The sequence below is a fragment of the Streptomyces sp. NPDC057877 genome, assembly GCF_042796855.1.
Classification (GTDB): Bacteria; Actinomycetota; Actinomycetes; order Streptomycetales; family Streptomycetaceae; genus Streptomyces.
Genome location: NZ_JBHVMS010000003.1, coordinates 514,567 through 539,893, shown reverse-complemented (window position 1 = coordinate 539,893; position 25,327 = coordinate 514,567). Strand labels below are relative to the sequence as shown.

24 protein-coding genes and 2 tRNA genes are annotated in these 25,327 nt (G+C 69.5%); 19 read left to right on the top strand and 7 right to left on the bottom strand.

Annotation, left to right across the window (positions count from 1 at the left end; all coding sequences use genetic code 11):
• Positions 1–65 precede the first annotated feature (65 nt).
• The 8 genes from gnd (at position 66) to ACFVQG_RS10200 (ending at position 9,306) form a co-directional block, all read left to right on the top strand.
• The gene (gene gnd / locus ACFVQG_RS10235; protein WP_383379039.1) at positions 66–941 is read left to right on the top strand and encodes a phosphogluconate dehydrogenase (NAD(+)-dependent, decarboxylating); all 876 of its coding nucleotides are present in this window, start codon (positions 66–68) and stop codon (positions 939–941) included.
• 86 nt (positions 942–1,027) lie between these two features.
• Positions 1,028–2,149, top strand: coding sequence for a DNA replication/repair protein RecF (gene recF, locus ACFVQG_RS10230; protein WP_383379036.1), 1,122 nt, complete (start codon positions 1,028–1,030; stop codon positions 2,147–2,149).
• The gene (locus tag ACFVQG_RS10225; RefSeq protein ID WP_383379034.1) at positions 2,146–2,700 is read left to right on the top strand and encodes a DUF721 domain-containing protein; all 555 of its coding nucleotides are present in this window, start codon (positions 2,146–2,148) and stop codon (positions 2,698–2,700) included. Before recF ends, ACFVQG_RS10225 begins: the two co-directional genes overlap by 4 nt.
• 430 nt (positions 2,701–3,130) lie before the next feature.
• Positions 3,131–5,191 (top strand): DNA topoisomerase (ATP-hydrolyzing) subunit B, encoded by a 2,061-nt coding sequence (gene gyrB, locus ACFVQG_RS10220; RefSeq protein ID WP_383379031.1) that lies wholly within the window; start codon positions 3,131–3,133, stop codon positions 5,189–5,191.
• Positions 5,192–5,233: 42 nt separating this feature from the next.
• On the top strand, positions 5,234–7,828 hold the full coding sequence (gene gyrA / locus ACFVQG_RS10215; RefSeq protein WP_383379029.1) for a DNA gyrase subunit A: 2,595 nt from the start codon (positions 5,234–5,236) through the stop codon (positions 7,826–7,828).
• Positions 7,829–7,846: 18 nt separating this feature from the next.
• Positions 7,847–8,659, top strand: coding sequence for a DUF3566 domain-containing protein (locus ACFVQG_RS10210; protein ID WP_383379026.1), 813 nt, complete (start codon positions 7,847–7,849; stop codon positions 8,657–8,659).
• A gap of 88 nt (positions 8,660–8,747) precedes the next feature.
• A tRNA-Ile gene (locus ACFVQG_RS10205) sits at positions 8,748–8,824 on the top strand.
• 68 nt (positions 8,825–8,892) lie between these two features.
• Positions 8,893–9,306: an Imm10 family immunity protein gene (locus ACFVQG_RS10200; RefSeq protein WP_383379024.1), complete on the top strand. Its 414-nt coding sequence runs from the start codon at positions 8,893–8,895 to the stop codon at positions 9,304–9,306.
• A 14-nt stretch (positions 9,307–9,320) separates the two neighbouring features.
• On the opposite strand, the gene ACFVQG_RS10195 is transcribed toward ACFVQG_RS10200, so the two are convergent.
• Both ACFVQG_RS10195 and ACFVQG_RS10190 read right to left on the bottom strand, forming a co-directional pair.
• A complete protein-coding gene (locus tag ACFVQG_RS10195; protein ID WP_383379022.1) occupies positions 9,321–10,313 on the bottom strand; it encodes a hypothetical protein in 993 nt (330 codons plus the stop codon).
• Positions 10,314–10,576: 263 nt separating this feature from the next.
• Positions 10,577–10,957, bottom strand: coding sequence for a DUF6344 domain-containing protein (locus tag ACFVQG_RS10190; protein ID WP_383379019.1), 381 nt, complete (start codon positions 10,955–10,957; stop codon positions 10,577–10,579).
• A 260-nt stretch (positions 10,958–11,217) separates the two neighbouring features.
• On the opposite strand from ACFVQG_RS10190, the gene ACFVQG_RS10185 reads away from it, so the two are divergent.
• Positions 11,218–11,346 carry a DLW-39 family protein gene (locus ACFVQG_RS10185; protein WP_003999697.1) on the top strand — a complete coding sequence of 43 codons (129 nt, stop codon included), beginning with the start codon at positions 11,218–11,220 and terminating at the stop codon, positions 11,344–11,346.
• 203 nt (positions 11,347–11,549) lie between these two features.
• Positions 11,550–12,821 (top strand): hypothetical protein, encoded by a 1,272-nt coding sequence (locus ACFVQG_RS10180; RefSeq protein WP_383379017.1) that lies wholly within the window; start codon positions 11,550–11,552, stop codon positions 12,819–12,821.
• 13 nt (positions 12,822–12,834) lie between these two features.
• Here ACFVQG_RS10180 and ACFVQG_RS10175 read toward each other — a convergent pair whose 3' ends face one another.
• Positions 12,835–14,580 (bottom strand): serine/threonine-protein kinase, encoded by a 1,746-nt coding sequence (locus tag ACFVQG_RS10175; RefSeq protein ID WP_383379014.1) that lies wholly within the window; start codon positions 14,578–14,580, stop codon positions 12,835–12,837.
• A 106-nt stretch (positions 14,581–14,686) separates the two neighbouring features.
• The gene (locus ACFVQG_RS10170; RefSeq protein ID WP_383379011.1) at positions 14,687–15,235 is read right to left on the bottom strand and encodes a helix-turn-helix domain-containing protein; all 549 of its coding nucleotides are present in this window, start codon (positions 15,233–15,235) and stop codon (positions 14,687–14,689) included.
• A gap of 180 nt (positions 15,236–15,415) precedes the next feature.
• On the opposite strand from ACFVQG_RS10170, the gene ACFVQG_RS10165 reads away from it, so the two are divergent.
• Positions 15,416–15,488: transfer RNA gene (locus ACFVQG_RS10165), tRNA-Ala, on the top strand.
• A 64-nt stretch (positions 15,489–15,552) separates the two neighbouring features.
• On the opposite strand, the gene ACFVQG_RS10160 is transcribed toward ACFVQG_RS10165, so the two are convergent.
• Positions 15,553–16,260: a DUF5324 family protein gene (locus ACFVQG_RS10160; RefSeq protein WP_383379008.1), complete on the bottom strand. Its 708-nt coding sequence runs from the start codon at positions 16,258–16,260 to the stop codon at positions 15,553–15,555.
• A 317-nt stretch (positions 16,261–16,577) separates the two neighbouring features.
• On the opposite strand from ACFVQG_RS10160, the gene ACFVQG_RS10155 reads away from it, so the two are divergent.
• Positions 16,578–17,111 (top strand): peptidylprolyl isomerase, encoded by a 534-nt coding sequence (locus tag ACFVQG_RS10155; protein WP_383379004.1) that lies wholly within the window; start codon positions 16,578–16,580, stop codon positions 17,109–17,111.
• 286 nt (positions 17,112–17,397) lie between these two features.
• Complete coding sequence (locus ACFVQG_RS10150) at positions 17,398–18,285, top strand: rhomboid family intramembrane serine protease (protein ID WP_383379001.1); 888 nt, start codon at positions 17,398–17,400, stop codon at positions 18,283–18,285.
• A 319-nt stretch (positions 18,286–18,604) separates the two neighbouring features.
• Here ACFVQG_RS10150 and crgA read toward each other — a convergent pair whose 3' ends face one another.
• On the bottom strand, positions 18,605–18,859 hold the full coding sequence (gene crgA / locus ACFVQG_RS10145; protein ID WP_383378999.1) for a cell division protein CrgA: 255 nt from the start codon (positions 18,857–18,859) through the stop codon (positions 18,605–18,607).
• A 141-nt stretch (positions 18,860–19,000) separates the two neighbouring features.
• Here crgA and ACFVQG_RS10140 point away from each other — a divergent pair, with 141 nt between their 5' ends.
• The 6 genes from ACFVQG_RS10140 to ACFVQG_RS10115 are packed head-to-tail and all read left to right on the top strand — an operon-like array spanning position 19,001 to position 23,275.
• A complete protein-coding gene (locus ACFVQG_RS10140; RefSeq protein WP_383378996.1) occupies positions 19,001–19,783 on the top strand; it encodes a DUF881 domain-containing protein in 783 nt (260 codons plus the stop codon).
• Between the two features lie 19 nt (positions 19,784–19,802).
• Positions 19,803–20,489 (top strand): class E sortase, encoded by a 687-nt coding sequence (locus ACFVQG_RS10135; protein ID WP_383378993.1) that lies wholly within the window; start codon positions 19,803–19,805, stop codon positions 20,487–20,489.
• A 52-nt stretch (positions 20,490–20,541) separates the two neighbouring features.
• Positions 20,542–20,703: a hypothetical protein gene (locus ACFVQG_RS10130; protein ID WP_383378991.1), complete on the top strand. Its 162-nt coding sequence runs from the start codon at positions 20,542–20,544 to the stop codon at positions 20,701–20,703.
• The gene (locus ACFVQG_RS10125) at positions 20,700–21,338 is read left to right on the top strand and encodes an aminodeoxychorismate/anthranilate synthase component II (RefSeq protein WP_383378988.1); all 639 of its coding nucleotides are present in this window, start codon (positions 20,700–20,702) and stop codon (positions 21,336–21,338) included. The genes ACFVQG_RS10130 and ACFVQG_RS10125 overlap by 4 nt, the downstream gene beginning before the upstream one ends.
• On the top strand, positions 21,335–22,507 hold the full coding sequence (locus ACFVQG_RS10120) for a class E sortase (protein ID WP_383378985.1): 1,173 nt from the start codon (positions 21,335–21,337) through the stop codon (positions 22,505–22,507). The genes ACFVQG_RS10125 and ACFVQG_RS10120 overlap by 4 nt, the downstream gene beginning before the upstream one ends.
• A gap of 15 nt (positions 22,508–22,522) precedes the next feature.
• Positions 22,523–23,275 (top strand): class E sortase, encoded by a 753-nt coding sequence (locus ACFVQG_RS10115; protein ID WP_383378983.1) that lies wholly within the window; start codon positions 22,523–22,525, stop codon positions 23,273–23,275.
• Between the two features lie 64 nt (positions 23,276–23,339).
• Here ACFVQG_RS10115 and pknB read toward each other — a convergent pair whose 3' ends face one another.
• Positions 23,340–25,322, bottom strand: a complete 1,983-nt coding sequence (gene pknB, locus ACFVQG_RS10110; RefSeq protein ID WP_383378980.1) for a Stk1 family PASTA domain-containing Ser/Thr kinase — start codon at positions 25,320–25,322, stop codon at positions 23,340–23,342.
• Between the last annotated feature and the right edge of the window lie 5 nt (positions 25,323–25,327).

Below are 25,327 nucleotides of genomic sequence, written 5' to 3'. Positions count from 1 at the left end.
GGGCCCGGAATCCCGCGGCGCGGACGGCCGTAACGCCACCTCGTGAACCTAAGGAAGCACAACTGATGGAGCTTGGTCTCGTCGGCCTCGGCAAGATGGGCGGCAACATGCGCGAGCGGATCCGCCGCGCGGGCCACACCGTCCTCGGCTACGACCGCAACGCGGATCTCGCCGATGTCCACAGCCTGGAAGAGCTTGTGGGCAAGCTCAGCGGCCCGCGCGTGGTCTGGGTGATGGTCCCGGCGGGCGAGCCCACCCAGACCACGATCGACCAGCTCGCGGAGCTTTTGGAGCCCGGTGACGTCGTCGTGGACGGCGGCAACTCCCGCTGGACGGACGACGAGAAGCACGCCGAGGAGCTGGCCGCCAAGGGCATCGGCTTCGTCGACTGCGGCGTCTCCGGCGGCGTCTGGGGCCTGGAGAACGGCTACGCCCTGATGTACGGCGGCGACGCGGAGAACGTGGCGAAGGTGCAGCCGGTCTTCGACGCGCTGAAGCCCGAGGGCGACTTCGGGTCCGTGCACGCGGGCAAGGTCGGCGCGGGCCACTTCGCGAAGATGGTCCACAACGGCATCGAGTACGCGATGATGCAGGCCTACGCCGAGGGCTGGGAGCTGCTGGAGAAGGTCGACTCGGTGACCGACGTCCGGGAGGTCTTCCGCTCCTGGCAGGAGGGCACGGTCATCCGCTCCTGGCTGCTCGACCTGGCCGTGAACGCCCTCGACGAGGACGAGCACCTGGAGAAGCTGCGCGGTTTCGCACAGGACTCCGGCGAGGGCCGGTGGACCGTGGAGGCCGCCATCGACAACGCCGTGCCGCTGCCCGCGATCACGGCGTCCCTCTTCGCGCGGTTCGCCTCGCGGCAGGAGGACTCTCCGCAGATGAAGATGATCGCGGCGCTGCGGAACCAGTTCGGCGGCCACGCGGTCGAGAAGAAGTAATCCACAGGCTGGGGAAACCCGGAGCCTGCAGCCCAGGACCCGGGGAAACCCGGGAACGCTACGCCGGGGGAGGTCGGCGAACGACCATGCACGTCACGCATCTGTCGCTGGCCGACTTCCGCTCCTACGCCCGGGTCGAGGTCCCGCTCGACCCGGGCGTCACGGCCTTCGTCGGCCCGAACGGACAGGGCAAGACGAACCTCGTCGAGGCGGTCGGCTATCTCGCCACCCTCGGCAGCCACCGCGTCTCCTCCGACGCCCCGCTGGTCCGCATGGGCAGCGAGCGCGCGGTGATCCGGGCGCAGGTGCGGCAGGGCGAACGCCAGCAGCTGATCGAGCTGGAGCTGAACCCCGGCCGCGCCAACCGCGCCCGCATCAACCGGTCCTCGCAGGTCAGACCCCGTGACGTCCTGGGCATCGTACGCACCGTGCTGTTCGCGCCGGAGGATCTCTCCCTGGTCAAGGGCGACCCCGGGGAGCGGCGCCGCTTCCTGGACGAGCTGATCACCGCCCGCTCCCCGCGGATGGCCGGGGTGCGCTCGGACTACGACCGGGTCCTCAAGCAGCGCAACACCCTGCTGAAGTCCGCCGCGCTGGCCCGCCGCCACGGTGGCCGCTCGATGGACCTGTCCACCCTCGACGTCTGGGACCAGCACCTCGCGCGCGTGGGCGCCGAACTGCTCGCCCAGCGGCTCGACCTGATCGCGGCGATCCAGCCGCTGGCCGACAAGGCGTACGAGCAACTGGCGCCCGGCGGCGGACCCGTGACCCTGGAGTACAAGCCGTCGGCGCCGGGCGAGGCGCACACGCGCGAGGCGCTGTACGAGCAGCTGACGGCGGCGCTCGCCGAGGTCCGCAAGCAGGAGATCGAGCGGGGCGTCACCCTGGTGGGTCCGCACCGGGACGACCTGCTCCTCAAGCTCGGTGAGCTGCCCGCGAAGGGGTACGCCTCGCACGGCGAGTCCTGGTCGTACGCGCTGGCGCTGCGGCTTGCCTCCTACGACCTGCTGCGCGCCGAGGGCAACGAGCCGGTGCTGGTCCTCGACGACGTGTTCGCCGAGCTGGACTCCCGGCGCCGGGAGCGGCTGGCGGAGCTGGTGGCGCCCGGTGAGCAGGTGCTGGTGACGGCCGCGGTCGACGACGACGTACCGCAGGTGCTGAGCGGCGCGCGGTACGCGGTGTCCGGCGGGGTGGTGGAGCGCGTATGAGCGAGAACACACCGGCGGACGGCACCCCCGCCGCGGCGGGGCCCGGCAGGGAGGCGCCCTCGGGCGTCGACCTCGCGCGCGTGGCGCTGCGCGCGGCGCGGGAGCAGGCACGCGCGCGTGGAGACGCGGTACGGCAGCGCAAACAGGCGCGTCGGGGCGGGCTGCGCTCCGGCGCGCGCGCCGACGGCCGTGATCCGATGGCGCTCGGTTCGGCGATCAACCGGCTGATCACCGAGCGCGGCTGGGAGGCTCCGGCGGCGGTCGGCGGGGTCATGGGGCGCTGGCCGCAGATCGTCGGCGAGGACGTGGCCAAGCACTGCGTGCCCGAGCGGTACGACGAGGACGAGCGCGTCCTGGTCGTGCGCTGCGACTCCACGGCCTGGGCGACGAACCTGCGGCTGCTGGCGCCGACGCTGGTCGCCCGGCTGAACGAGGATCTCGGGCACGGCGCGGTGCGGCAGATCAAGGTCCTCGGCCCCGGCGGCCCCGCCCGCCGCTACGGCCCGCTGCGCGCTCCCGGGAGCACTGGGCCCGGCGACACGTACGGCTGATGCGCTGGTGAGACCCGGGTGACGAAAGTCACGCGGGTGTTCTCGGCATGTCCCGCGGACGCCCGTTATGTCCCGGCGGACGACGCGGCGCGCACGGGCGCACACAGTTGCGAATCGCGACCTGACCCTTGAGTAGCGAAGGGTTGACACCTCGAAGCGCTGAGTGCCTCTGTGAGCCTCTTGGAGCCCCCATCCACATATCGGGAGTCGGGCGAGCGTCATTTAGGGCGGCACATGAGGACTCAGGTACCGGCAAACCCCCATCACTGTCAGTGCTACCGGTAGACTGGAAGACAATCCCGCCCCGAACGTGGGGACCGTCCGGGAAAAGCTGAGCAACGCTGATCAAGGCTTACCACCGCAACATGCCGCAGCCGCTCCGGCAACCCGCCGACGAGCCCGGCTCGTGCTGTGCCAGAAAGGGCGCTTCGTGGCCGATTCCGGCAACCCCAACGAGAACATCCCGTCCACCGACGCCGGCGTCCCCGCCGCGGCCATCGCCTCGAACGGCGAGGTCACGGCTTCGTACGACGCCAGCGCCATCACCGTCCTCGAGGGTCTGGACGCGGTCCGCAAGCGACCCGGTATGTACATCGGCTCCACCGGTGAGCGGGGACTGCACCACCTCGTGTACGAGGTGGTCGACAACTCCGTCGACGAGGCGCTGGCCGGCCACGCGGACACCATCGAGGTGACGATCCTCCCCGACGGCGGCGTGCGCGTCGTCGACAACGGCCGTGGCATCCCGGTGGGCATCGTCCCGTCCGAGGGCAAGCCCGCCCTGGAGGTCGTGCTGACCGTGCTGCACGCGGGCGGCAAGTTCGGCGGTGGCGGCTACGCGGTCTCCGGTGGTCTGCACGGCGTGGGCGTCTCCGTCGTGAACGCGCTGTCCTCGAAGGTCGCCGTAGAGGTCAGGACCGACGGCCACCGCTGGACGCAGGACTACAAGATGGGTGTCCCCACGGCGCCGCTCGCCCAGCACGAGGCCACCGAGGAGACGGGGACGTCGGTCACCTTCTGGGCCGACGGCGACATCTTCGAGACCACCGAATACTCCTTCGAGACGCTCTCGCGGCGCTTCCAGGAGATGGCGTTCCTCAACAAGGGTTTGACGATCAAACTCACCGACGAGCGCGAGTCGGCCAGGGCCACGGCCGGGGCGGACGAGGCGGGTGCGGACGAGAAGCAGGAAGCGAAGGCCGTCACCTACCACTACGAGGGCGGCATCGTCGACTTCGTGAAGTACCTCAACTCCCGCAAGGGCGAAGTGGTGCACCCGTCGGTGATCGACCTCGAGGCCGAGGACAAGGACAAGGCCCTCTCCCTCGAAGTCGCCATGCAGTGGAACAGCGGCTACAGCGAGGGCGTGTACTCCTTCGCCAACATCATCCACACGCATGAGGGCGGTACCCACGAAGAGGGCTTCCGCGCGGCGCTCACCAACCTGATCAACAAGTACGCGCGCGACAAGAAGCTGCTCCGCGAGAAGGACGACAACCTCACGGGTGACGACATCCGCGAGGGCCTGACGGCGATCATCTCGGTGAAGCTGAGCGAACCGCAGTTCGAGGGCCAGACGAAGACCAAGCTGGGCAACACGGAGGCCAAGACCTTCGTGCAGAAGGCGGTCTACGAGCACCTCAACGACTGGCTGGACCGCAACCCCAACGAGGCCGCGGACATCGTCCGCAAGGGCATCCAGGCGGCCACCGCGCGCGTGGCGGCCCGCAAGGCCCGCGACCTGACCCGCCGCAAGGGGCTGCTGGAGACGGCGTCCCTGCCGGGCAAGCTCTCCGACTGCCAGTCGAACGACCCCAGCAAGTGCGAGATCTTCATCGTCGAGGGTGACTCCGCCGGCGGCTCGGCCAAGTCCGGCCGCAACCCGGAGTACCAGGCGATCCTGCCCATCCGCGGCAAGATCCTCAACGTCGAGAAGGCGCGGATCGACAAGATCCTGCAGAACCAGGAGATCCAGGCGCTGATCTCCGCCTTCGGCACCGGCGTGCACGAGGACTTCGACATCGAGAAGCTCCGCTATCACAAGATCATCCTGATGGCGGACGCCGACGTCGACGGCCAGCACATCAACACCCTGCTGCTGACCTTCCTGTTCCGCTTCATGCGGCCGCTGGTCGAGGCCGGGCACGTGTTCCTCTCCCGTCCCCCGCTCTACAAGATCAAGTGGGGCAAGGACGACTTCGAGTACGCGTACTCCGACCGTGAGCGTGACGCCCTGATCGAGCTGGGCCGCCAGGCCGGCAAGCGCATCAGGGAGGACTCGGTGCAGCGCTTCAAGGGTCTCGGCGAGATGAACGCCGAGGAGCTGCGCATCACCACGATGGACCAGGAGCACCGCGTCCTCGGCCAGGTCACCCTCGACGACGCCGCCCAGGCCGACGAGCTGTTCTCGGTCCTGATGGGCGAGGACGTCGAGGCCCGCCGCCAGTTCATCCAGCGCAACGCCAAGGACGTCCGCTTCCTCGACATCTGAGTCGGTCTCAGCTGACCGCACCAGGAAGGACCTTCACCAGCAATGACCGACGAGAACACTCCCGTGACGACGACCGAGGGTGACGCCCTGGGCATGCGCGTCGAGCCCGTCGGGCTCGAAACGGAGATGCAGCGCTCCTACCTCGACTACGCGATGTCCGTCATCGTCTCGCGCGCGCTGCCGGACGTCCGTGACGGCCTCAAGCCCGTCCACCGCCGCGTCCTGTACGCGATGTACGACGGCGGCTACCGCCCCGAGCGCGGCTTCTACAAGTGCGCCCGTGTGGTCGGCGACGTCATGGGCAACTACCACCCGCACGGCGACTCCTCGATCTACGACGCGCTGGTCCGCCTCGCGCAGCCGTGGTCGATGCGGATGCCGCTGGTGGACTCCAACGGCAACTTCGGCTCGCCGGGCAACGACCCGGCGGCGGCCATGCGCTACACCGAGTGCAAGATGGCGCCGCTGTCGATGGAGATGGTCCGCGACATCGACGAGGAGACCGTCGACTTCACGGACAACTACGACGGCCGCTCCCAGGAGCCGACCGTCCTGCCCTCCCGCTTCCCGAACCTGCTGATCAACGGCTCGGCGGGCATCGCGGTCGGCATGGCCACCAACATCCCGCCGCACAACCTCCGCGAGGTGGCCGCGGGCGCCCAGTGGTACCTGGAGAACCCCGAAGCCTCCCACGAGGAGCTGCTGGACGCGCTCATCGAGCGCATCAAGGGTCCGGACTTCCCCACCGGCGCGCTCGCCGTAGGCCGCAAGGGCATCGAGGAGGCCTACCGCACCGGCCGTGGCTCGATCACCATGCGCGCGGTCGTCGAGGTCGAGGAGATCCAGAACCGCCAGTGCCTGGTGGTGACGGAGCTGCCGTACCAGGTGAACCCCGACAACCTCGCGCAGAAGATCGCCGACCTGGTGAAGGACGGCAAGGTCGGCGGCATCGCCGACGTCCGCGACGAGACGTCGTCCCGCACGGGCCAGCGCCTCGTCATCGTCCTGAAGCGGGACGCGGTCGCCAAGGTCGTACTGAACAACCTGTACAAGCACACGGACCTCCAGACCAACTTCGGCGCCAACATGCTGGCCCTGGTCGACGGCGTCCCGCGCACGCTCTCCCTGGACGCGTTCATCCGCCACTGGGTGACGCACCAGATCGAGGTCATCGTCCGCCGTACGCGCTTCAGGCTGCGCAAGGCGGAGGAGCGGGCGCACATCCTGCGCGGCCTGCTGAAGGCCCTGGACGCCATTGACGAGGTCATCGCGCTGATCCGGCGCAGTGACACGGTCGAGATCGCCCGCGGCGGCCTGATGAGCCTCCTGGAGATCGACGAGATCCAGGCCAACGCCATCCTCGAGATGCAGCTGCGCCGACTGGCCGCCCTGGAGCGCCAGAAGATCGTCCAGGAGCACGACGAGCTTCAGGCCAAGATCACCGAGTACAACGAGATCCTGGCCTCCCCGGTCCGCCAGCGCGGCATCGTCAGCGCGGAGCTGGCGGCGATCGTGGAGAAGTTCGGCGACGACCGCAAGACGCAGCTGATCCCCTACGACGGTGACATGTCCATCGAGGACCTCATCGCCGAGGAGGACATCGTCGTCACCGTCACGCGCGGGGGCTACGTCAAGCGCACCAAGACGGACGACTACCGGGCGCAGAAGCGCGGCGGCAAGGGCGTACGCGGTGCGAAGCTGAAGGAAGACGACATCGTCGACCACTTCTTCGTCTCCACGACCCACCACTGGCTGCTGTTCTTCACCAACAAGGGCCGCGTCTACCGCGCCAAGGCCTACGAGCTGCCCGACGCCGGACGGGACGCGCGCGGCCAGCACGTCGCCAACCTGCTGGCCTTCCAGCCGGACGAGGCGATCGCCGAGATCCTTGCGATCCGCGACTACGAGGCGGCGCCGTACCTGGTGCTCGCCACGAAGGCGGGCCTGGTCAAGAAGACGCCGCTGAAGGATTACGATTCGCCGCGTTCCGGTGGCGTGATCGCGATCAATCTGCGGGAGCGGGAGGACGGAACCGACGACGAACTGATCGGAGCCGAACTCGTCTCGCCTGATGACGATCTGCTTCTGATCAGCCGAAAGGCACAGTCGATCAGGTTCACCGCGACGGACGACACGCTGCGCCCCATGGGCCGTGCGACCTCGGGCGTCAAGGGCATGAGTTTCCGCGAGGGCGACGAGCTGCTCTCGATGAATGTTGTTCGACCCGGTACGTTCGTGTTCACTGCTACCGACGGTGGGTACGCGAAGCGGACCGCTGTCGACGAGTACCGCGTCCAGGGTCGCGGCGGCCTCGGCATCAAGGCCGCCAAGATCGTCGAGGACCGTGGATCGCTCGTCGGCGCGCTGGTGGTCGAGGAGACCGACGAGATCCTCGCCATCACGCTGGGCGGCGGTGTGATTCGTACGCGAGTCAACGAGGTCAGGGAGACGGGCCGTGACACCATGGGCGTCCAACTGATCAATCTGGGCAAGCGTGATGCCGTCGTCGGCATCGCACGCAACGCCGAGGCGGGACGCGAGGCGGAGGAGGTCGACGGTGACGTGGCCGTCGACGAGACCACCGACGTGCCCGAGACCACCGGCACGGACGAGGGCGAGGTGCCCCCGGCCGAGTAGCACGAGGAGTGAGTCAGCGTGAGCGGAGCCACGGGCGCCGGATCGACCGGAACGTCCACCGGTTCTACGACCGGCACGGAGACGGACGGCGGCGCCCGTGGCACCGCCACGCGTGACAGCGAGTCGGCATCATCCTCGTACGCACAACAGACGCATGGATCCCAGGGGGGAACTGTGACGGACACCCGAGGTCCGCAGACCCAGCAGTACGCCGCTGGAGCGGGCCCGGCCGCCCCCGGCGGCCAGACGCAGCCGCCGGCCGCGTCCCAGCAGACGGCTTCTCCGCTCCCCGGAGAGCGGCAGCCGCAGCAGCCCGCCGGGCCTTACCACCCGCCGCAGGCCTACGCCCCGCAGGGCGGTGGCGCGCAGGGTGCGCAGACAGCGGTCGCCGGAGCCCCGGCAGCCCCTGCGGCCCCCGGGGGCGTGCGCCGCCCGCGCACCGGCGCGCGCACCACTCCGCGCGTCCGCAAGGCGCGGCTGCGGGTGGCCAAGGCCGACCCGTGGTCGGTGATGAAGGTGAGCTTCCTGCTCTCCATCGCCCTGGGCATCTGCACGATCGTCGCCTCGGCCGTGCTGTGGATGGTCATGGACGCCATGGGGGTCTTCTCGACGGTCGGCGGCACGATCTCCGAGGCCACCGGCTCCAACGAATCCAACGGCTTCGACCTCCAGGCCTTCCTGTCGCTGCCCAACGTCCTGATGTTCACGGCCATCATCGCGGTCATCGATGTCGTCCTCGCGACGGCCCTCGCGACCCTCGGCGCGTTCATCTACAACCTCTCCGCCGGCTTCGTCGGCGGCGTGGAGCTGACCCTCGCCGAGGACGAGTGAGGCCCGGCGACTATCGATTTTGGGACTGCCCCGGTCGTGCGCTAATCTTCAGGAGTCAGCGCGCGGGACGTACACCGCAGAGCGCGGCGGGGCTATAGCTCAGTTGGTTAGAGCGCATCCCTGATAAGGATGAGGCCACAGGTTCAAATCCTGTTAGCCCCACCAGCGAAAAGACCCTCAGCCGGTATCGGCTGGGGGTCTTTGTTGTCAGTGGCGTCTGTTAGAAAACGTGCATGGCGTACAGGTTCATCGCGCGGATCGCCTGGGGGATCGATGACCCGGACCAGGAAGCGTGCGTGCAGGCGGGTGTGGCCGAGTCGGAGGACGAGGAGGGTTTCTCTCTGCACTTCATGTGCGGTTTTGGGGAGCCCGATGCGCAGGCGATAGCGCTGGGGATGGACTCGTACTGCCTCGTGACGCCGGACCAGGACACCGCCTACGGCTGCGTGCGCGCGGTGGAGTGGGGGCGGGAGGTGTTGCGGGTGACCTTGGATCCCGCGTCGCTGGACGAACTGGGCTTGGAGGACGACGTCATCGAGGTCGTGCTTCGGGCGCCGGTGGAGGACGTGGCGCGCCTGCGTGAGGTGTTGCCGCGGATCTTGGGGTACGGGCGAGCGGATGCCCGTCCGGGACTCACCGTCGGGTAGCGCCCCGGCGTCGCTCAGGAGGCGTGGCGGAAGGTCGTGGCCGGGCCGATGGTGTGGGGGCCGAACCGCTCGCGGATGCGGTCGGTGGTCTCCTCGGCGGTCAGGCGGGCCTCGCGGGCGTCGTCGAGGGTGAGCTGCTCGGGGGTGCGGGCGGCGTCGAGGAGGTCGTCGGCGCGCAGGGCGAGGGCGGTGACGCGGGCGCGCTGCAGGCCCGCGGCGTCGATCAGGCGGTAGGCCGTGGTGCGCAGGTCGTCGTCGTGCGCGGACGGCTGGGTGAGGCGTCGGGACTTGGTCCAGTCGGTGCCGTCGGGGAAGCGCAGGGTGAGGGTCAGGGCGCCTGCCGACTGGTGCGTGTGGCGCAGGTCGTGGCCCAGCTGACCCACCAGGCCGAGGAGCGCCGCGCGGACCTCGGCGCCGTCGAGGGTGTGGCGGGGGAAGGCGTGGGTGACGGTCGCGGAGGCGGGCAGCGCGCGGGGCGTGACCGGGCGTGGGTCGACGCCACGCGCGCGGTCGGCGGCCAGGCGTCCGGCACGGCCGCCCAGCAGACGCTGCACGGTGGCCGCGGGCACGGCGGCGAGCAGGCCGACGCGGTGAATGCCGTAGTCGCGCAGCGCCTCGGCCTGGCGGGGGCCGATGCCGTGCAGGGCCTCGACGGGCAGCGGGGCGAGCCAGTCGGTGACCTCGCCGGGGGAGACGGTGAGGACGCCGCCGGGGAGCGGGACCTGGGCGGAAGCGGTGGCCGCGACCGTGATGGACGGGCCGATGCCGACCCGCACGTCCACGCCCAGGCGGGAGACCGTGCGAATCCGCAGGATCTCGCCGAGGCCCCGCGCGTTCGTGCCGTGGTAGCGCAGCGCGCCCTTCAGTTCCACCAGGGCCGCGCTCGGGGGCAGGGCCTGGACGACCGGGGACAGTTCGGCGAGCTGCTCCAGGAACTGGCGGTAGGTGTCCTCGGGCAGGTGGTCGGGGCCGCGTACGTGCATCACCGTCGATGCTTCGGATGTCATGCCGTCCACCTCCCTGTGCTTCCTTCTCCAGCTTCTCATTCTTCACGATATCGAACGTGTTATCGAATGCGCGAGGGTGAGGGAGCACAGGGGTGTGAGGGAGTACAGGGGTGTGAGGGCCGCATGCCGACGGCCCGGCTTCGGCGGGGTGCGCCGGGCCGGGCCTTCGGGTCGTGAACGTCGTGCAGGGTGGCAGGAAGTGCTGTACGCAAGATCGCCGTGACGACGGTGGTGACGGGTGGGGCAGGAGGGGCCTGGGAGGGTCAGCGGTGGAGCGGGGATGCCGCTGGTTCGGGATCCTCGGGGGCCGTCTCGTCCTCGCAGGGGTGTCCGGCCTCCTGGGCGGCTTCCGCGTCCCTGTCGGGGACGGGGAGGTGGCGGCAGCTCGGGGTCTTTCCGTGGGCCTCCGCGCGGATGCGCTGCTTCATCGTGGGGGGCAGCGCTCTCGCGTGGGACCAGACCCAGGCGGGCGTCGTACCCGGTGTCGCCGTCGGGGGCGTGTGGTCCGCGGCGCTGTTGCGCGTCGGCTCGCTCTGCGGTACCGCGGCGGCGGTGGTCGTGGTGATGAGTCCGAGCGCCGTGAACAGCGTGATGAAGGCGGTGACGAGGACGTTCCACAGCTTCATGACCTTGGTGCGGGCCATGGCCCCTCACTTTCGGGTTGGGCGATTTGCGTACTTTCCTCATGATGTGTATGTGGGCCGCGAAGTGGTGGACCTGCGCCCGTGGCGCGTCGATGTTCCGATGAACACCACTCGGATGGGTGCAGGGCCGGAAATTCGCGGAGATGTACGCGGTGGGAGGCCCGAGTTGAGGGTCCGGCGCAGGTCACCGGCCGATATCGGCCGGTGTGTATAGTCGGGCGCCAGAGGTCCCCTACGTCAAGGAAAGACGAGGTCGCGCGGTGAAGAAGCTTCTCCTGGTCGCACTGGCCGCCATCGGCGGGCTCCTCGTGTACCGCCAGATCCAGGCGGATCGCGCCGAGCAGGATCTGTGGACGGAGGCGACTGACTCCGTGCCCACGGGTTCGTGAGCATCGACATCCGATACTGAACAGACAGACCCCGGCCGTCACTACGGTCGGGGTTTTGCGTGTGCGGCAGGATGGGCCACGGTCGGAACGGGCGCGGTGACGACGAGGGGTGGCGCGTGATGGGTCGACGTACACAGCGGTGGCGCGCGGGGGCGGGGCGTGGTAGCTCATCGGCACGCGCGCGTGGGGCCCTCGTGGGGGCCGTGGCGCTCTGTGCCGCCGCGACGCTGCCTACGCAGGCCGTGTCGGCCGTCCCCAGCGCACCGCGCGGATACGCCTTCGCCCCGGACGCCCTGGACGTCCCGGCGGCCACCGGCACCACCGACGCCGCGCTCCTGGTGCCCGGCAAGACCTTCAAGAGCACGCTCCGCAGCGGGACGGCCTACTTCCGACTCGAACTCGGCGCCACCGAGAACGCGTACGTCTCCGCCACCGCCGTACCCGGCCCCGGCGCCACACTCTCGCCCACCGACCGGCTCCAGGTCTCCCTCCAGGACGCGGACGGTGTCTCCTGCTCCCCTCTCGACAGCGCGACCTTCGGCGCCGCCCGCAGCCCGCACCCGGTCGCGGTGTGGGGCATGCGCGAGGTGTCGTCCTCCGGCTCGTCCCGGTGCCAGGGCGAGGGGACGTACTACGTGGTGGTCGAGCGGACCGATACGGCGGTCTCGGCGTCGGACGTCTGGGACCTGGAGCTGGCCCCCGTCACCGAGCCGGGACTGACCTCCAGCGAGGCCACCGAGGCGCCCGGGGAATGGGACTCCGCCTCCCCGGAGCCGCCCACGGGGCGGACCGGACGCCGGGCGGGCGGCGAGGGCTTCGCCACGGCGACCGCGATCGGCCACGGCGCCTGGTCCACCGAGATCGCCCCCGGACAGACGATCTTCTACAAGGTGCCTGTCGACTGGGGCCAGCAACTGCACGCCACCGCCGAACTCGACAGCGCGGCAGCACCGGACGGCTCCGGCTTCTCCATCGGCGCGTTGGACATCTCCCTCTACAACCCCGCTCGCGGGCCGGTCGAGGAGAGGAGCGTCAGTTACAACGGCAGGCAGAAGTCGGCCGCGATCGGTCCACTGCCGCCCGTGGACCACGCCAACCGGCACGCCGTCGCCGGTGAGGTGAGCGGGATGCGGTTCGCCGGTTCCTACTACCTCGCCGTGCACCTCGCCTCCCGGGTGGCGGACGACTTCGGCGACGGGCCGTTCGGGCTGACGCTGCGGGTGGGGGTCGAGGGGGCTGCTCAGGACGGGCCTGGCTATGCCGGGGAGCCGGTGCCGGAGGGGCTTTTCGAGGTCGTTGCGGGGGGTGGCTCCGGTGCGGTGGGCGGTAGCGGCGATGGCGGTGGTGCGGAGGGCGACGGGGGCGGTGTCGCCATGACGGTGCTCGCCGTGGGCGGGATCGGAGGCGGGACCTTGTTGCTGGGCGGGCTCGGGGTGTGGACGGTGACGGCGCGGCGCCGGGGGGCCTCGGCGTAGTCGGCCCTTCGCGTCAGATGCGGGTCAGCGCCCAGAAGCCGACGGCATAGCAGGCCAGGGCCAGGAGCAGGAGCGGGATCGCCACCTTGGCGGGCGGGCCGGGGCGGCGGGCGGCGCGACGGCCTCGGCGGCGGTTTCGGCGGTCCGGGCGGTCTAGGCGGTCTAGGTGGTCTGGGTGCGCCAGGTGATCTGGGCGTTCTTTGCGGTCTGGGTGGTCTGGGTGGTGCCTGCTGTCGGCTTGGGGGCGGGACGGGGGCCAGGAAAGTGGTTCCGCCGGATTGGGAACCTGCGGGTCCTGAGCGGTGTACGAAGCAGTAGAGGCATCAGCGCGATGCCGCATCGCTTGTGTCGTCGGGTCGTGAGCCGGGGCGTGCGGAGGAGGGGTATGGGCATGGAAGGACGGATCCTGCGGGCGTGGCAGGCGCTGCTCCGCCTGTGCCTGTCCCTGTCTCTCTATCCGCGAGTAGGGCTGTGCGGGTTCGTACGGCGGTGGCGTGGGCGTCTGAGGGACGGGGGGAGCGTTCCGCGGTGGCGGTGGCGGCAAGTGGAAGCTGCCGGTGTCCGACACACTCGGCGGCTGCTGAGGCTGCTGAGGCTGCTGAGGCTGCTGAGGCTGCTGAGGCTGCTGAGGGGGAGCGCTCGGCCGGGGAGTCCGAGGATCCGCCGCCAGAGCAGCCCCGGAAGCCGGGCTCCTGCCTACTCCTGGACCCGCGCCTACCTCCGTACCCGCGGCACCTGCACCGGTGCCCGCGCCAGGCGGCACACCCGTCCCCATCCCGGCCCCCGCCCCCGACCGGGAGCCCACCTCCCCCTCACCAGAAGCACCGCCCCCCGTACCGGCCCGTCCCCCAAGCTCCGGCGCCACGCCGGGCGCCCTCTTCAGCGGCCCACCAGGACCGAACCCCGCCGGAAGCGGGCCGAGTTGGTCGAAGACCTCGATCTGCTCGTCGTCGGGGCCCGGCTCCGGCAGGAGTTCGGCGGCGGCAGCGAGCGCCTTGCGCGCTCCCGTGGCGGTGCGGAAGCGAGCCTGTGGGTCCGGTTGCAGCAGGGTGGCCACGACCTGCCAGAGGGGCTCGGGGATGCCCTGGGGCGCGCCCGGGGTGCCGTGTTCCGCGAAGTACTGGATGAGCGCCTTGGCGTCCGGCTTGGCACCCTCCAGGAGGTACAGCGCGACCAGGCCGACGGCGAACAGGTCGGCGGGGAAGTCCGGTTCGTGGCCCATCATCTGTTCGGGCGCGAGATAGCCGGGGGTTCCCACCACCAGGTTGGTCTCGGTCAGGCGGGGTTCGCCGAGCCGCATCGCGATGCCGAAGTCGGACAGCCGCAGCCGCGGGCGGCCGGTGCCGGTGGCCTCGAGGAGCACGTTGGCGGGCTTGATGTCGCGGTGGACGACGTCTTCCGCGTGGACCGCGGCCAGTCCGGCCAGCAGTTGGTCAAGGAGGGTGCAGACGAAAGGCGGTGGCAGGGGGCCGTAGTCCCCGACGAGATGGACCAGCGAACCACCGGCCACCAGGTCCATGGTGAACAGGACCTTGTCGTCATCGGCGGCCCAGCTGGCGGGCGCGAGCACATGGGGGTGGTCGATGCGCAGCGCCTGCTCGCGGACGAAGCGCAGCAGCGAGTGCGCGTCGCTCTGCTGAAGGACCTTCGCGGCCACATAGCGGCGACGGCGGTGGTCCCAGGCGCGCCAGACGGCGCCGACGCCTCCGCGTCCGATCGGGTCGACCAGTTCGTACCGGCCGGCGAACACCTCACCCATCGCTGCGCGCTGCTCCTCCCCCTGGTCTCCCCGGATTCACCCTGGTCCGGGGCCGGGTCCGGCGTAGGCCCGGCGGCCGTTCCCCCACGGCGACCGGGCCGTGGGCTCAGCTCTGGTGCGCTTGGTAGTGCGCGACCGCGTCGGAGGTGCGGCCCGCGCCGTAGACCCGGAGGAACTCTGCCAGTTCCGGGTGGGTCGGGGCGAGGGTGTCCGCGGCGTCGATGATGTCGCCCGCGGCGGCGACCGAGCGCAGCAGTGACTGAATCTCACGGACCACACGCTTGACGGTGGGCGCCCCCGAGCTGTTCGTCGTCTGCGTGGTGGTGTTCAGCACCGAGCCCCCCTGGGACTTCTTGATCTCCTCCATGCGGTCGGTGGCCTCGCCGGCGCTGACGCTGCCGTCGGCGACCTGCGCGGCCAGTTCCTGCAACAGCTGTACCCGCTGCACGACTGCCGGGTTGCCGATCTTCGCGCGCTGACCGCTCATCAGCTGCGACAACATCGGTGCGGACAGTCCCAGTACCCCCGCAAGACGAGCCTGGTTGAGGCCCAGGTCGTCTATGAGCTTACGGAAGAGCGCCCCCAACGGCTCCCCGTACCAGTTCCGCTGCAGTTCCCGCGCTCTTGCGGTGGCTTCCTGCTGTGCGGCGTCCATTGCGTCTCCCCATCGCTTCCCCAAGACGTGCTTCGCTGCCGCGAACCACGCCGAGCATCTTACGGAGAGTGGTCGTTCGCGGGGACCCCTAATCCTTTTGCGAGATCCCGGGGAGGACCCGGTACTCTGGTCTGCGGCGTCCACCGGATAGCGGTTCTTCCGGCGGGATGTTTCCCTTCCGGGGCCTTAGCTCAGTTGGTAGAGCGCTGTCTTTGCATGGCAGATGTCAGGGGTTCGACTCCCCTAGGCTCCACAGAGCACCGGAAAAAGCCCTCCGAACTGCGGGAACGCGGTTCGGAGGGCTTTTCTGTGGGGCGTCAGCCGCGGTCTTCGCGGTTGGTGGCGTCCTCGGCCTCCTTGGCCTCCTTGGCCTGGACCTCGGGGTCGAGGTCGGACTGGCCGCTGCCGTCGACAGACGTCAGGCGGCCCGACTCGGGGACCTCGGTGGCGGCGGGCGGCTCGACCAGCCAGTCGGGGTTGGCCTGCTTGTCCCACCACTTCCAGGCGGCGAAGGCGCCGCCCGCCAGGGCGCCCAGGACGAGCAGCGCCCTGGCGGCGCGTCCGGCCTTGGCCCGGCGCTCGTGCTTGCGGACCAGCTTCTCGATCTCCCTGGGCGTGACCTGACCGCGCAGTGCGGCGAGGGCGGCGGCGCTGCGTGAGGCCGCCTCGTCGCGGACGGGCCCGGCCGCGGCCACCGCCTGTTCGATCCTCGGCCTGGAGTAGACGGCGGCCTGCCGGGCCGCCTTTCGGGTGCGGGCGGCGGCCTCGTGCGCGGCCAGGTCGACCTTCGGCGGTACATGGGACCGGGCCTGGTCCAGCCGGGGGACGAGATGGGCCTCGTACTGAAGGCGGGCCTGTTCGGTGGCCTGCGTCATCTTGGGCGCGAGCCGTACGCGTGCCTCCTGTGCGTAGTGTGCGGCCCTGTCCTTGGCCGTGTCGGCGTAGGGCGCCACCACTTCCGCGGCGTGCAGCACGCTGTCCTTTGCCGAGCCGGTCGCGGCGCGCACGCTGTCCATGCGGGTCACGGGATCCTCCTCCTCGGTGGCGTACGGTATTTCGACTTTCCACCCTTTTACGGATCATGCCTGCCGGTGGGTGACGGGGCATGCGCGGGCGGGCATCCGGGTCACAATCAACTGCAATAGCGGATGAATATGGGGCAACGGGAGCTTGTCGTCGACAATGCCACGGATTGTCGCCGCGCGCCCGTGTCCTGGGTCCACTCGGCCGGTTTTCCGCAAGCGACGCGCCCGTAAGGAGGTCGGTCATCGGGCGGCGGGCGACTCCGGGCGACCGGTCGTGCGAGGATCGGGGGGTCACAGAGGACAACGGAAGGCAGATCGTGGCTGAGCAGCTCTACGCCACCCTGAAGACCAACCACGGCGACATCGACGTCCGGCTGTTCCCGGAGCACGCGCCGAAGACGGTCAAGAACTTTGTCGAGCTCGCCAAGGGCGAGCGGGAGTGGACCAACCCGGCCACCGGCCAGAAGTCCACGGACAAGCTCTACGACGGCACGGTCTTCCACCGGGTGATCAGCGGTTTCATGATCCAGGGCGGTGACCCGCTGGGCAACGGCACGGGTGGCCCCGGATACCAGTTCGAGGACGAGTTCCACCCGGACCTGCGCTTCGACAAGCCCTACCTGCTGGCGATGGCCAACGCCGGTCCGGGCACCAACGGCTCGCAGTTCTTCGTCACCGTCGCCCCCACGGCGTGGCTGAACCGCAAGCACACCATCTTCGGCGAGGTCACCGACGCGGCCAGCCAGAAGGTGGTCGACACCATCGCGACCGCGCAGACCAACCCGCGCACGGACCGCCCGCTCAAGGACGTCGTCATCGAGTCGGTCGTCATCGAGAGCCGCCAGGTCTGAGACCGCAGGTAAGGCAGCAGGTCTCAGACCGCAGGTAAGGCAGCAGGTCTGAAGCCGTCTGTGAGGCAACAGGTCCGGGGCCGTCAGTGAGGCAGCAGGTCCGAGGCCGTCAGGCCTGCGCCGCCGGGCCTGAACCCGCACATCCGAGGCGGTCGGAAGCCCGGACCATCCCCGCCCGGGGCCGAAGCGTCCCGCTGGGAACCAAATGCCCCGCTCATCCGTAAAGATGGGCGGGGCATGGCACTGTGCCGGGCGACGAGTCCCGGACGACCTCAGAGGGGATCTCATGGAGCAGGCCGCAAGCGGTTCACCGGACGCTCAGAGCGTGCCCTCCTGCTATCGGCACCCGGGCCGCGAGACCGGCGTGCGCTGCACCCGCTGTGACCGTCCCATCTGCCCGGAGTGCATGATCAGCGCCTCGGTGGGCTTCCAGTGCCCCGAATGTGTCCGCGGAGGCTCCGGTTCGGGAGCCGCGCCGAGCGCGTCCCGGCCGCGCACCCTGGCCGGGGGCACGGTGGTCGCCGATCCCCGCCTGGTGACCAAGATCCTGCTGGTGATCAACGTCGCGGTGTTCATCGCCCTGCGGTCCTCGTCGTCCCTGCGTGACCAGTTCGTCCTCATCGGTGAGTGGCCGCCCGCGCCCTGGGGGCCCACGGAGGGTGTCGCGGAGGGCGAGTGGTACCGCCTGTTCACCTCGATGTTCGCGCACGTGGAGATCTGGCACATCGCCTTCAACATGCTCAGCCTGTGGTGGCTCGGCGGCCCCCTGGAGGCGGCCCTCGGGCGGGCCCGCTACCTGACGCTGTACCTGGTCTCGGGTCTCGCGGGCAGCGCGCTGACGTATCTGCTGGAGTCCCCGTCCACGGCCTCGCTCGGTGCCTCCGGTGCCATCTTCGGTCTCTTCGGCGCGACCGCCGTGCTGATGCGCCGCCTCCGGTACGACATGCGCCCGGTGATCGCCCTGCTGGCGATCAACCTGATCTTCACCTTCAACCCGTCGTTCAACATCGCCTGGCAGGCCCATATCGGCGGCCTGATCGCCGGTGTCATCGTGGGCTACGCCATGGTGCACGCCCCGCGTGAGCGGCGGGCGCTGGTGCAGTACGGGACCTGTGCCCTGGTGCTGCTGATAGTCGTAGGCATGACAATCCTGCGGACGCTCCAGCTCACCTGAAGGCCCGCTGACCCCCGCCGAAGGCCCGTTGACCCCCGCTGAAGTCCCGTTGTCCACAGCCTGTGCCGGATCTTGTGCACAGTGTGCGTGGTCACGCCAGAACAACTGTGCCCCCTGTCACCGACCCGTGTTTCCGCAGGTCAGGAGGGGGCTCCAGGTGAGTCGAACGAACGTCCGAAGCCGGTGTGTCAGTCGTACCGGCGTCAACCCTCGATGAGTTATCCACAGATCGTCGTCTTTTCCCCAGGTGAGGTGTGGAAATTCCCCCGACCTGTGGATAACTCAGCGGATAGCCCTGGGCAGAGCTAGTTCCGCCGCGCTACTTCCACTGCGTCGAGACGCCGAATCCCGCCGCGATGAAGCCGAAGCCGACCACGATGTTCCAGTTGCCCAGCGAATCGATGGGCAGCGAACCGTCCGTCACATAGAAGACGACGATCCAGGCCAGCCCGATCAGGAACATCGCCAGCATGACGGGCGCGACCCAAGCCCGATTGGTCAGTTTGATCGCGGTCGCCTGCTTGGACGGCGGCGGCGTGTAGTCGGCCTTCTTGCGGATACGTGACTTCGGCACGAGGGTCTCTCCTGTCGATGCGCTGCGTGGCCGCGCAGGTAACTGGGTCGGGCTCGGGGCAGCGTACAAGGGGACACTGAGCGCTCCCCCGGGTGTCCGTTAGCGTAGTGCTTCCGTGGCGCCGAAGGAGATAAGGGTACGTTGAGCAATTCTGCCGACTCCCCCCGCACCGGATCCAGCCCTGAACGCAGAGGGGGATTCCGGCCCGTCCGTGTGCTCACGGTGGGCGTCTTCGCGCTCGCGGGGCTCATCTTCTTCACCAGCTTCAACACGGCCAAGGGCACCAACATCCGCACGGACGCCTCCCTGCTGAAGCTCTCCGACCTGATCCATGAGCGCAGCCACAACAACGGAGAGCTGGAGGAGTCCAACGCGGCCCTGCGCGACGACGTCGAGTCGCTGGGCGAGCGGGACACCGGCATCACCGAGGCGGACGAGAAAAGGCTCGGCGCCCTGGAGGAGAACGCCGGTACGGAGAATCTCAAGGGCGAGGCGATCACCGTCACCCTCGACGACGCCCCGCCGAACGCCACCGCCAAGCTCCCCGGCTACCCCGAGCCCGAGCCCGACTATCTCGTCATCCACCAGCAGGACCTCCAGGCCGTGGTGAACGCCCTGTGGGAGGGCGGCGCCCAGGGCATCAAGGTCATGGACCAGCGGCTGATCAGCACCAGCGCCGTACGCTGCGTCGGCAACACCCTGATCCTCCAGGGCCGCGTCTACTCACCGCCGTACAAGATCACCGCCGTGGGCGACCCGGGGAAGCTGAAGGACGCGCTCGCGGCGTCTCCGGCGATCCAGAACTACATGGTGTACGTCAATGTCTACGGCCTCGGCTGGAAAGTGGAGGACGACGGGGCGGTGACTCTTCCCGGCTACTCGGGCACAGTGGATTTGCAGTACGCGGAGCCGTTGGAGCAGTAGCGGCTGGGGGCCGGTGCCGGTGCGCTTGATCGTCAGAACCGTCAGCGAGCTGTGTATCACCGTGGGCGCGATCATCGTGCTGTTCGTCGGCTATGTCCTGTTCTGGACCGGTGTGAAAGCCGACTCGGCCATGGACGACCAGATCGAGCTGCTCCAGGAACAGTGGGCCCAGGGAGCCGTAGTGCAGCGGCCCCCCGCACCCGGCGCCACCAGCCCACCCGAGCCGGAGCCGTACCGGCAGGGCAAGCCCTTCGCGATCATGTACATCCCGCGTCTTGGTTTCACGTGGAACAAGCCCGTGCTCGAAGGCACCGACACCGCCACCCTGAAGAAGGGGCTCGGCCACTACGCCGGTACCGCCCAGCTCGGGCAGAAGGGCAACTTCTCCGTCGCGGGCCATCGCCGCACCCACGGCGACCCCTTCAAGGACTTCCCCCGGCTGCGCCGCGGCGACGCGGTGGTGCTGACCGACGGCACGACCTGGTTCACGTACCGGATCGACCAGGGGCCGTACAAGACGGTGCCCACCGATGTCGCGGTGATCGATCCCGTGCCCCGCAAGTCGGGGTACCAGCGGCCGGGCCGGTATCTCACGCTGACCACCTGTGAACCGGAGTGGGGCCACAGCCACCGGCTGATCGTCTGGGCGCATCTGGACTCCACACAGCCCGTGGAGGCCGGGAAACCTCGGGCGCTGCGCCGTTAGTCTGGTGCGGTACGGCGTGAGTGTGGTGCCGTGGTGCGACGGAAGGGACGGCATGTACGGCTGGATCTGGCGGCATCTGCCGGGAAACGGCTGGGTGAAAGCCCTGGTTTCACTCGTACTGGTCCTGGCCGTGGTCTACGTCCTCTTCCAGTACGTCTTCCCGTGGGCCGAACCGCTGCTTCCCTTCAACGATGTGACGGTGGACAACCAGTGAGCGCGCGCATTCTCGTCGTGGACAACTACGACAGCTTCGTCTTCAACCTGGTCCAGTACCTCTACCAGCTCGGCGCCGAGTGCGAGGTACTGCGCAACGACGAGGTGTCGACGGCCCACGCCAACGACGGCTTCGACGGAGTGCTGCTGTCCCCCGGCCCCGGCGCCCCCGAGCAGGCCGGTGTCTGCATCGACATGGTCCGGCACTGCGCGGCGACCGGCGTCCCCGTCTTCGGCGTCTGCCTCGGCATGCAGTCCATGCAGGTCGCCTACGGCGGCGTGGTGGACCGCGCGCCCGAGCTGCTGCACGGCAAGACCTCGCTGGTCGAGCACGAGGGCAAGGGCGTCTTCACCGGCCTGCCCTCGCCCTTCACCGCGACCCGCTACCACTCCCTGGCCGCCGAGCCGCCCACCGTCCCGGCCGAGCTGGAGGTCACCGCCCGCACCCACGACGGCATCATCATGGGCCTCAGACACCGCGAACTCCCCGTCGAGGGCGTGCAGTTCCACCCCGAGTCGGTGCTGACCGAGCACGGCCACCGGATGCTGGCCAACTGGCTGACGGAGTGCGGGGACCACGGCGCGGTCGCCAGATCGGCGGGGCTCGCCCCGGTGGTGGGCAGGGCCACGGCGTGACCGCACTGCGCCCCGAGCGCGAGACCGACTCCCCGTACGGGCAGCAGTCGTACGGGGAGCCGGGCACGTTCGAGGAGTGGTACGACCCACAGGCCGGGGCCTACGCCGCCGCGCCGCAGGAGCCGTACCCGGCGCCGTATCAACAGCCGGTCGAGCCGGTCGTGCCGGTCGAGCAGGTCGTGCCGGTCGAACCGGTCGTGCCGGTCGAACCGGTCGTGCCGGTCGAGGAGACGCCGTACGCGCCGGAGCCACCGCTCGACGACGAGACCGTGGCGCTGCGCATACCCGACCCTCCCGAGGCGGCCACATCCGCCTCTGAGGCCTCATCCGCCACACCGGCACCCGCACCTGCCCCCGGCGGCCGAGCGGCCCGCAGAAAGGCCGCCAAGCGCCGCCACCGGCGTCATGCGGGCGGCGCCCAGCCGCCGGAGGAGCAGAAGCAGGACGGCGCCCCCCTCTCCCGCGTCGAGGCCCGCCGCCTCGCCCGGGCCCGCAAGCCCAGCGCCGGGGTCATCGCCAGCCGCGCGATCGGTGAGGTGTTCATCACCACCGGCGTGCTGATGCTGCTGTTCGTCACCTACCAGCTGTGGTGGACCAACGTACGGGCGCACGCGCAGGCCGGTAAGGAGGCCAGCGACCTCCAGGAGCAGTGGGAGAGCGGCGAGCGCAAGCCCGGGGCCTTCGAGCCGGGGCAGGGCTTCGCCATCCTGCGCATCCCCAAGCTCGACGTCTCGGTGCCGATCGCGGAGGGCATCAGCAGCAAGAAGGTGCTCGACCGGGGCATGGTCGGCCACTACGGCGAGGAGCCGCTGAAGACCGCGATGCCCGGCGACAAGACCGGCAACTTCGGCCTCGCGGGCCATCGCAACACCCATGGCGAGCCCTTCCGGTACATCAACAAGCTCTCGCCGGGGGACCCCATCGTCGTAGAGACGCAGGACACGTACTACGTCTACAAGATGGCCTCGATCCTGCCGGTGACCTCGCCGAGCAACATCAGCGTGCTCGACCCCGTGCCCAAGGACGGCGGCTTCACCGAGCCGGGCCGCTACATCACGCTGACGACCTGCACACCGGAGTTCACCAGCAAGTACCGCATGATCGTCTGGGGCAAGATGGTCGAAGAACGCCCGCGCAGCAAGGGAAAGCCGGATGCGCTCGTCGAGTAGAGGCAGAGGACAGCAGTGGCAGCGACCACCGAAGACCCCCAAGATCAGCCCGCGGCCCCCGCGCCCCGGCGCCGCCGTCCCGGCCGGATCGCCAAGGCGGTCAGCGTCCTCGGTGAACTCCTCATCACCGCGGGCCTGGTGCTCGGTCTCTTCGTCGTCTACTCCCTGTGGTGGACCAATGTGGTCGCCGACCGCAAGGCGGACCAGGAGGGCGACAAGGTCCGCGACAACTGGGCCGCGTCCGACGACTCCGCCGCGCCCGAGGGCCCCGTCGGGCTCGACACCAAGGACGGCATCGGCTTCCTGCACGTGCCCGCGATGAACAGCGACGAGATCCTCGTCAAGAAGGGCACCTCGAACGACGTCCTCAACGACGGCGTCGCCGGGTACTACACCGACCCGGTCAAGGCAACCCTCCCCACCTCGGACAAGAACGGCAACTTCTCCCTCGCCGCCCACCGCGACGGTCACGGCGCGGAGTTCCACAACATCCACAAGCTGGGGAAGGGCGACCCGATCGTCTTCGAGACGAAGGACAAGTGGTACGTCTACAAGGTGTACGCCACCCTGCCCGAGACCTCGAAGTACAACGTCCGGGTCCTGGACGCCGTACCGAAGGAATCCGGCAGGAAGAAGGCGGGCAAGTACATCACGCTGACCACCTGCACGCCGATCTACACCAGCCGGTACCGGTACGTCGTCTGGGGCGAGCTGGTCCGCGTCGACGAGGTGGACGACCGGCGGACACCGCCCGCGGAGCTGCGGTAACACCACGCGAGAGCCCCGGCACCCTGAACAGGGTGCCGGGGCTCAGTGCTGTCCGGGCGGTGGCTCAGTCGCCGTCGCCGCCGCCGAGGAAGCCGCCGTTGCTCCCGCCGTTGTTCTGGCCGAACCCGACGGTCGTCAGGGTGATCACCGTGGCCGCGGGGTTGTCGACCTCACCGTTCTTCGGGTTCTGGTCGGTGACGATCGCCGTGTCGCTCTGGTCGCTGTTCGGCGCGAACTGGATCTGGGTGAACCCGGACTGGCCGAGGAGCTGCTTGGCCTCCGCCACCGAGCGCCCGCGCACATCCGGCACCGCGGTCTTCTTCTGCTCCTTCTTGCCGACGAAGATCGTCACGCTGGAGCCCTTGTCGACGGAGGAGTTGGCCGTCGGCGTCGTCCGGATGACCTTGCCGTTCAGGTTGTCGTCCTGGGTCGCCTCGTCCACGCACGAACCGGTGAGGCCGTTCTCCTGCATCCGCGCCAGCGCCTGCTCGCAGGTCTGACCGGTGACGTCCGGAACGGTCTCCTTGGCCTCTTCCTTGGCGACCTCGAGGGTCACCGTGGAACTCTTCTCCAGCTCGGTACCGGGGTCCGGATCCTGGCTGAGGACGGTGCCCGGCTCCTGGGAGGACTCGGTCGTCTTGGTCTCGACCTTGAAGCCCTTGTCCTGGAGGATCGTCGTGGCCGCGTCCACGTCCTTGTCGATCACGTTCGGTACGGCGACCTTGGGGGCGCCCGTCGACACCGTCACGTTCACGACGGTGTTCTTGTCGACGGTCGTGCCGCCCACCGGGTCCTGATCGCAGACGAAGCCCTTCTTCTGTTCCTCACAGGGCTTCTTGGCGATCTCCAGCGTCAGGTCGCCGTTCTCCGCCTGCTTCTGGGCGTCCTCCTGGGACAGCCCGACGAAGTTGGGCACAGCGGTCTTGTCGTTGCCCACGCCTTTGTCGCCGAACGCCCACCGCCCGATCAGGATCGCGCCCACCAGCACCAGCACCGCCGCGACGACCAGCAGGACCGTCGAGGTGTTGGACTTCTTCTGGCGGCGCCGGTCGGGACGCTCGTCGTAGCCGTAGCCGCCGTCGTCCGGGTTCATCGGGGGCAGCATGGTGGTGGCGGCGCCCGAGTCCGCGCGCAGGGCCGTGGTCGGCTTGTCGTCGCCGTAGCCGCCGTAGGCCACCGCGCCCATCGCGGCGGTGGCCGCGACCGGCTGGCCGTCCAGGCACGCCTCGATGTCGGCGCGCATCTCGTCGGCCGACTGGTAACGGTAGTTCGGGTCCTTGACCAGCGCCTTCAGCACGATCGCGTCCATCTCGGGCGTGATCTCGGGGTCGAAGACGCTGGGCGACTGCGGTTCCTCGCGGACGTGCTGGTAGGCGACCGCGACCGGGGAGTCACCGACGAACGGCGGCCGGACGGTCAGCAGCTCGTACAGCAGACAGCCCGTGGAGTACAGGTCGGAGCGGGCGTCGACCTGCTCGCCCTTGGCCTGCTCGGGGGAGAGGTACTGGGCGGTGCCGATGACGGCCGCGGTCTGGGTCATCGTCATCCCGGAGTCGCCCATGGCGCGGGCGATGCCGAAGTCCATCACCTTGACCTGGCCGGTGCGCGTCAGCATGACGTTCGCCGGTTTGATGTCGCGGTGCACGATGCCGTTGCGGTGGGCGTACTCCAGGCCCTGGAGGATGCCGATGGTCATCTCCATCGACCGCTCCGGCAGCAGCTTGCGGCCGGAGTGCAGCAGCTCACGCAGAGTGGACCCGTCGACGTACTCCATGACGATGTACGGGATCGAGACCCCGTCGATGTAGTCCTCGCCCGTGTCGTAGACCGCCACGATCGCGGGGTGGTTGAGCGAGGCGGCCGACTGGGCCTCCCGGCGGAACCGGGCCTGGAAGGACGGGTCGCGCGCGAGGTCCGCGCGCAGCGTCTTCACCGCCACCGTGCGACCGAGCCGGGAGTCATGCGCGAGGTAGACCTCGGCCATGCCACCACGGCCGAGCACATGGCCCAGCTCGTACCGGCCGCCGAGGCGACGCGGCTCTTCCATAGCTT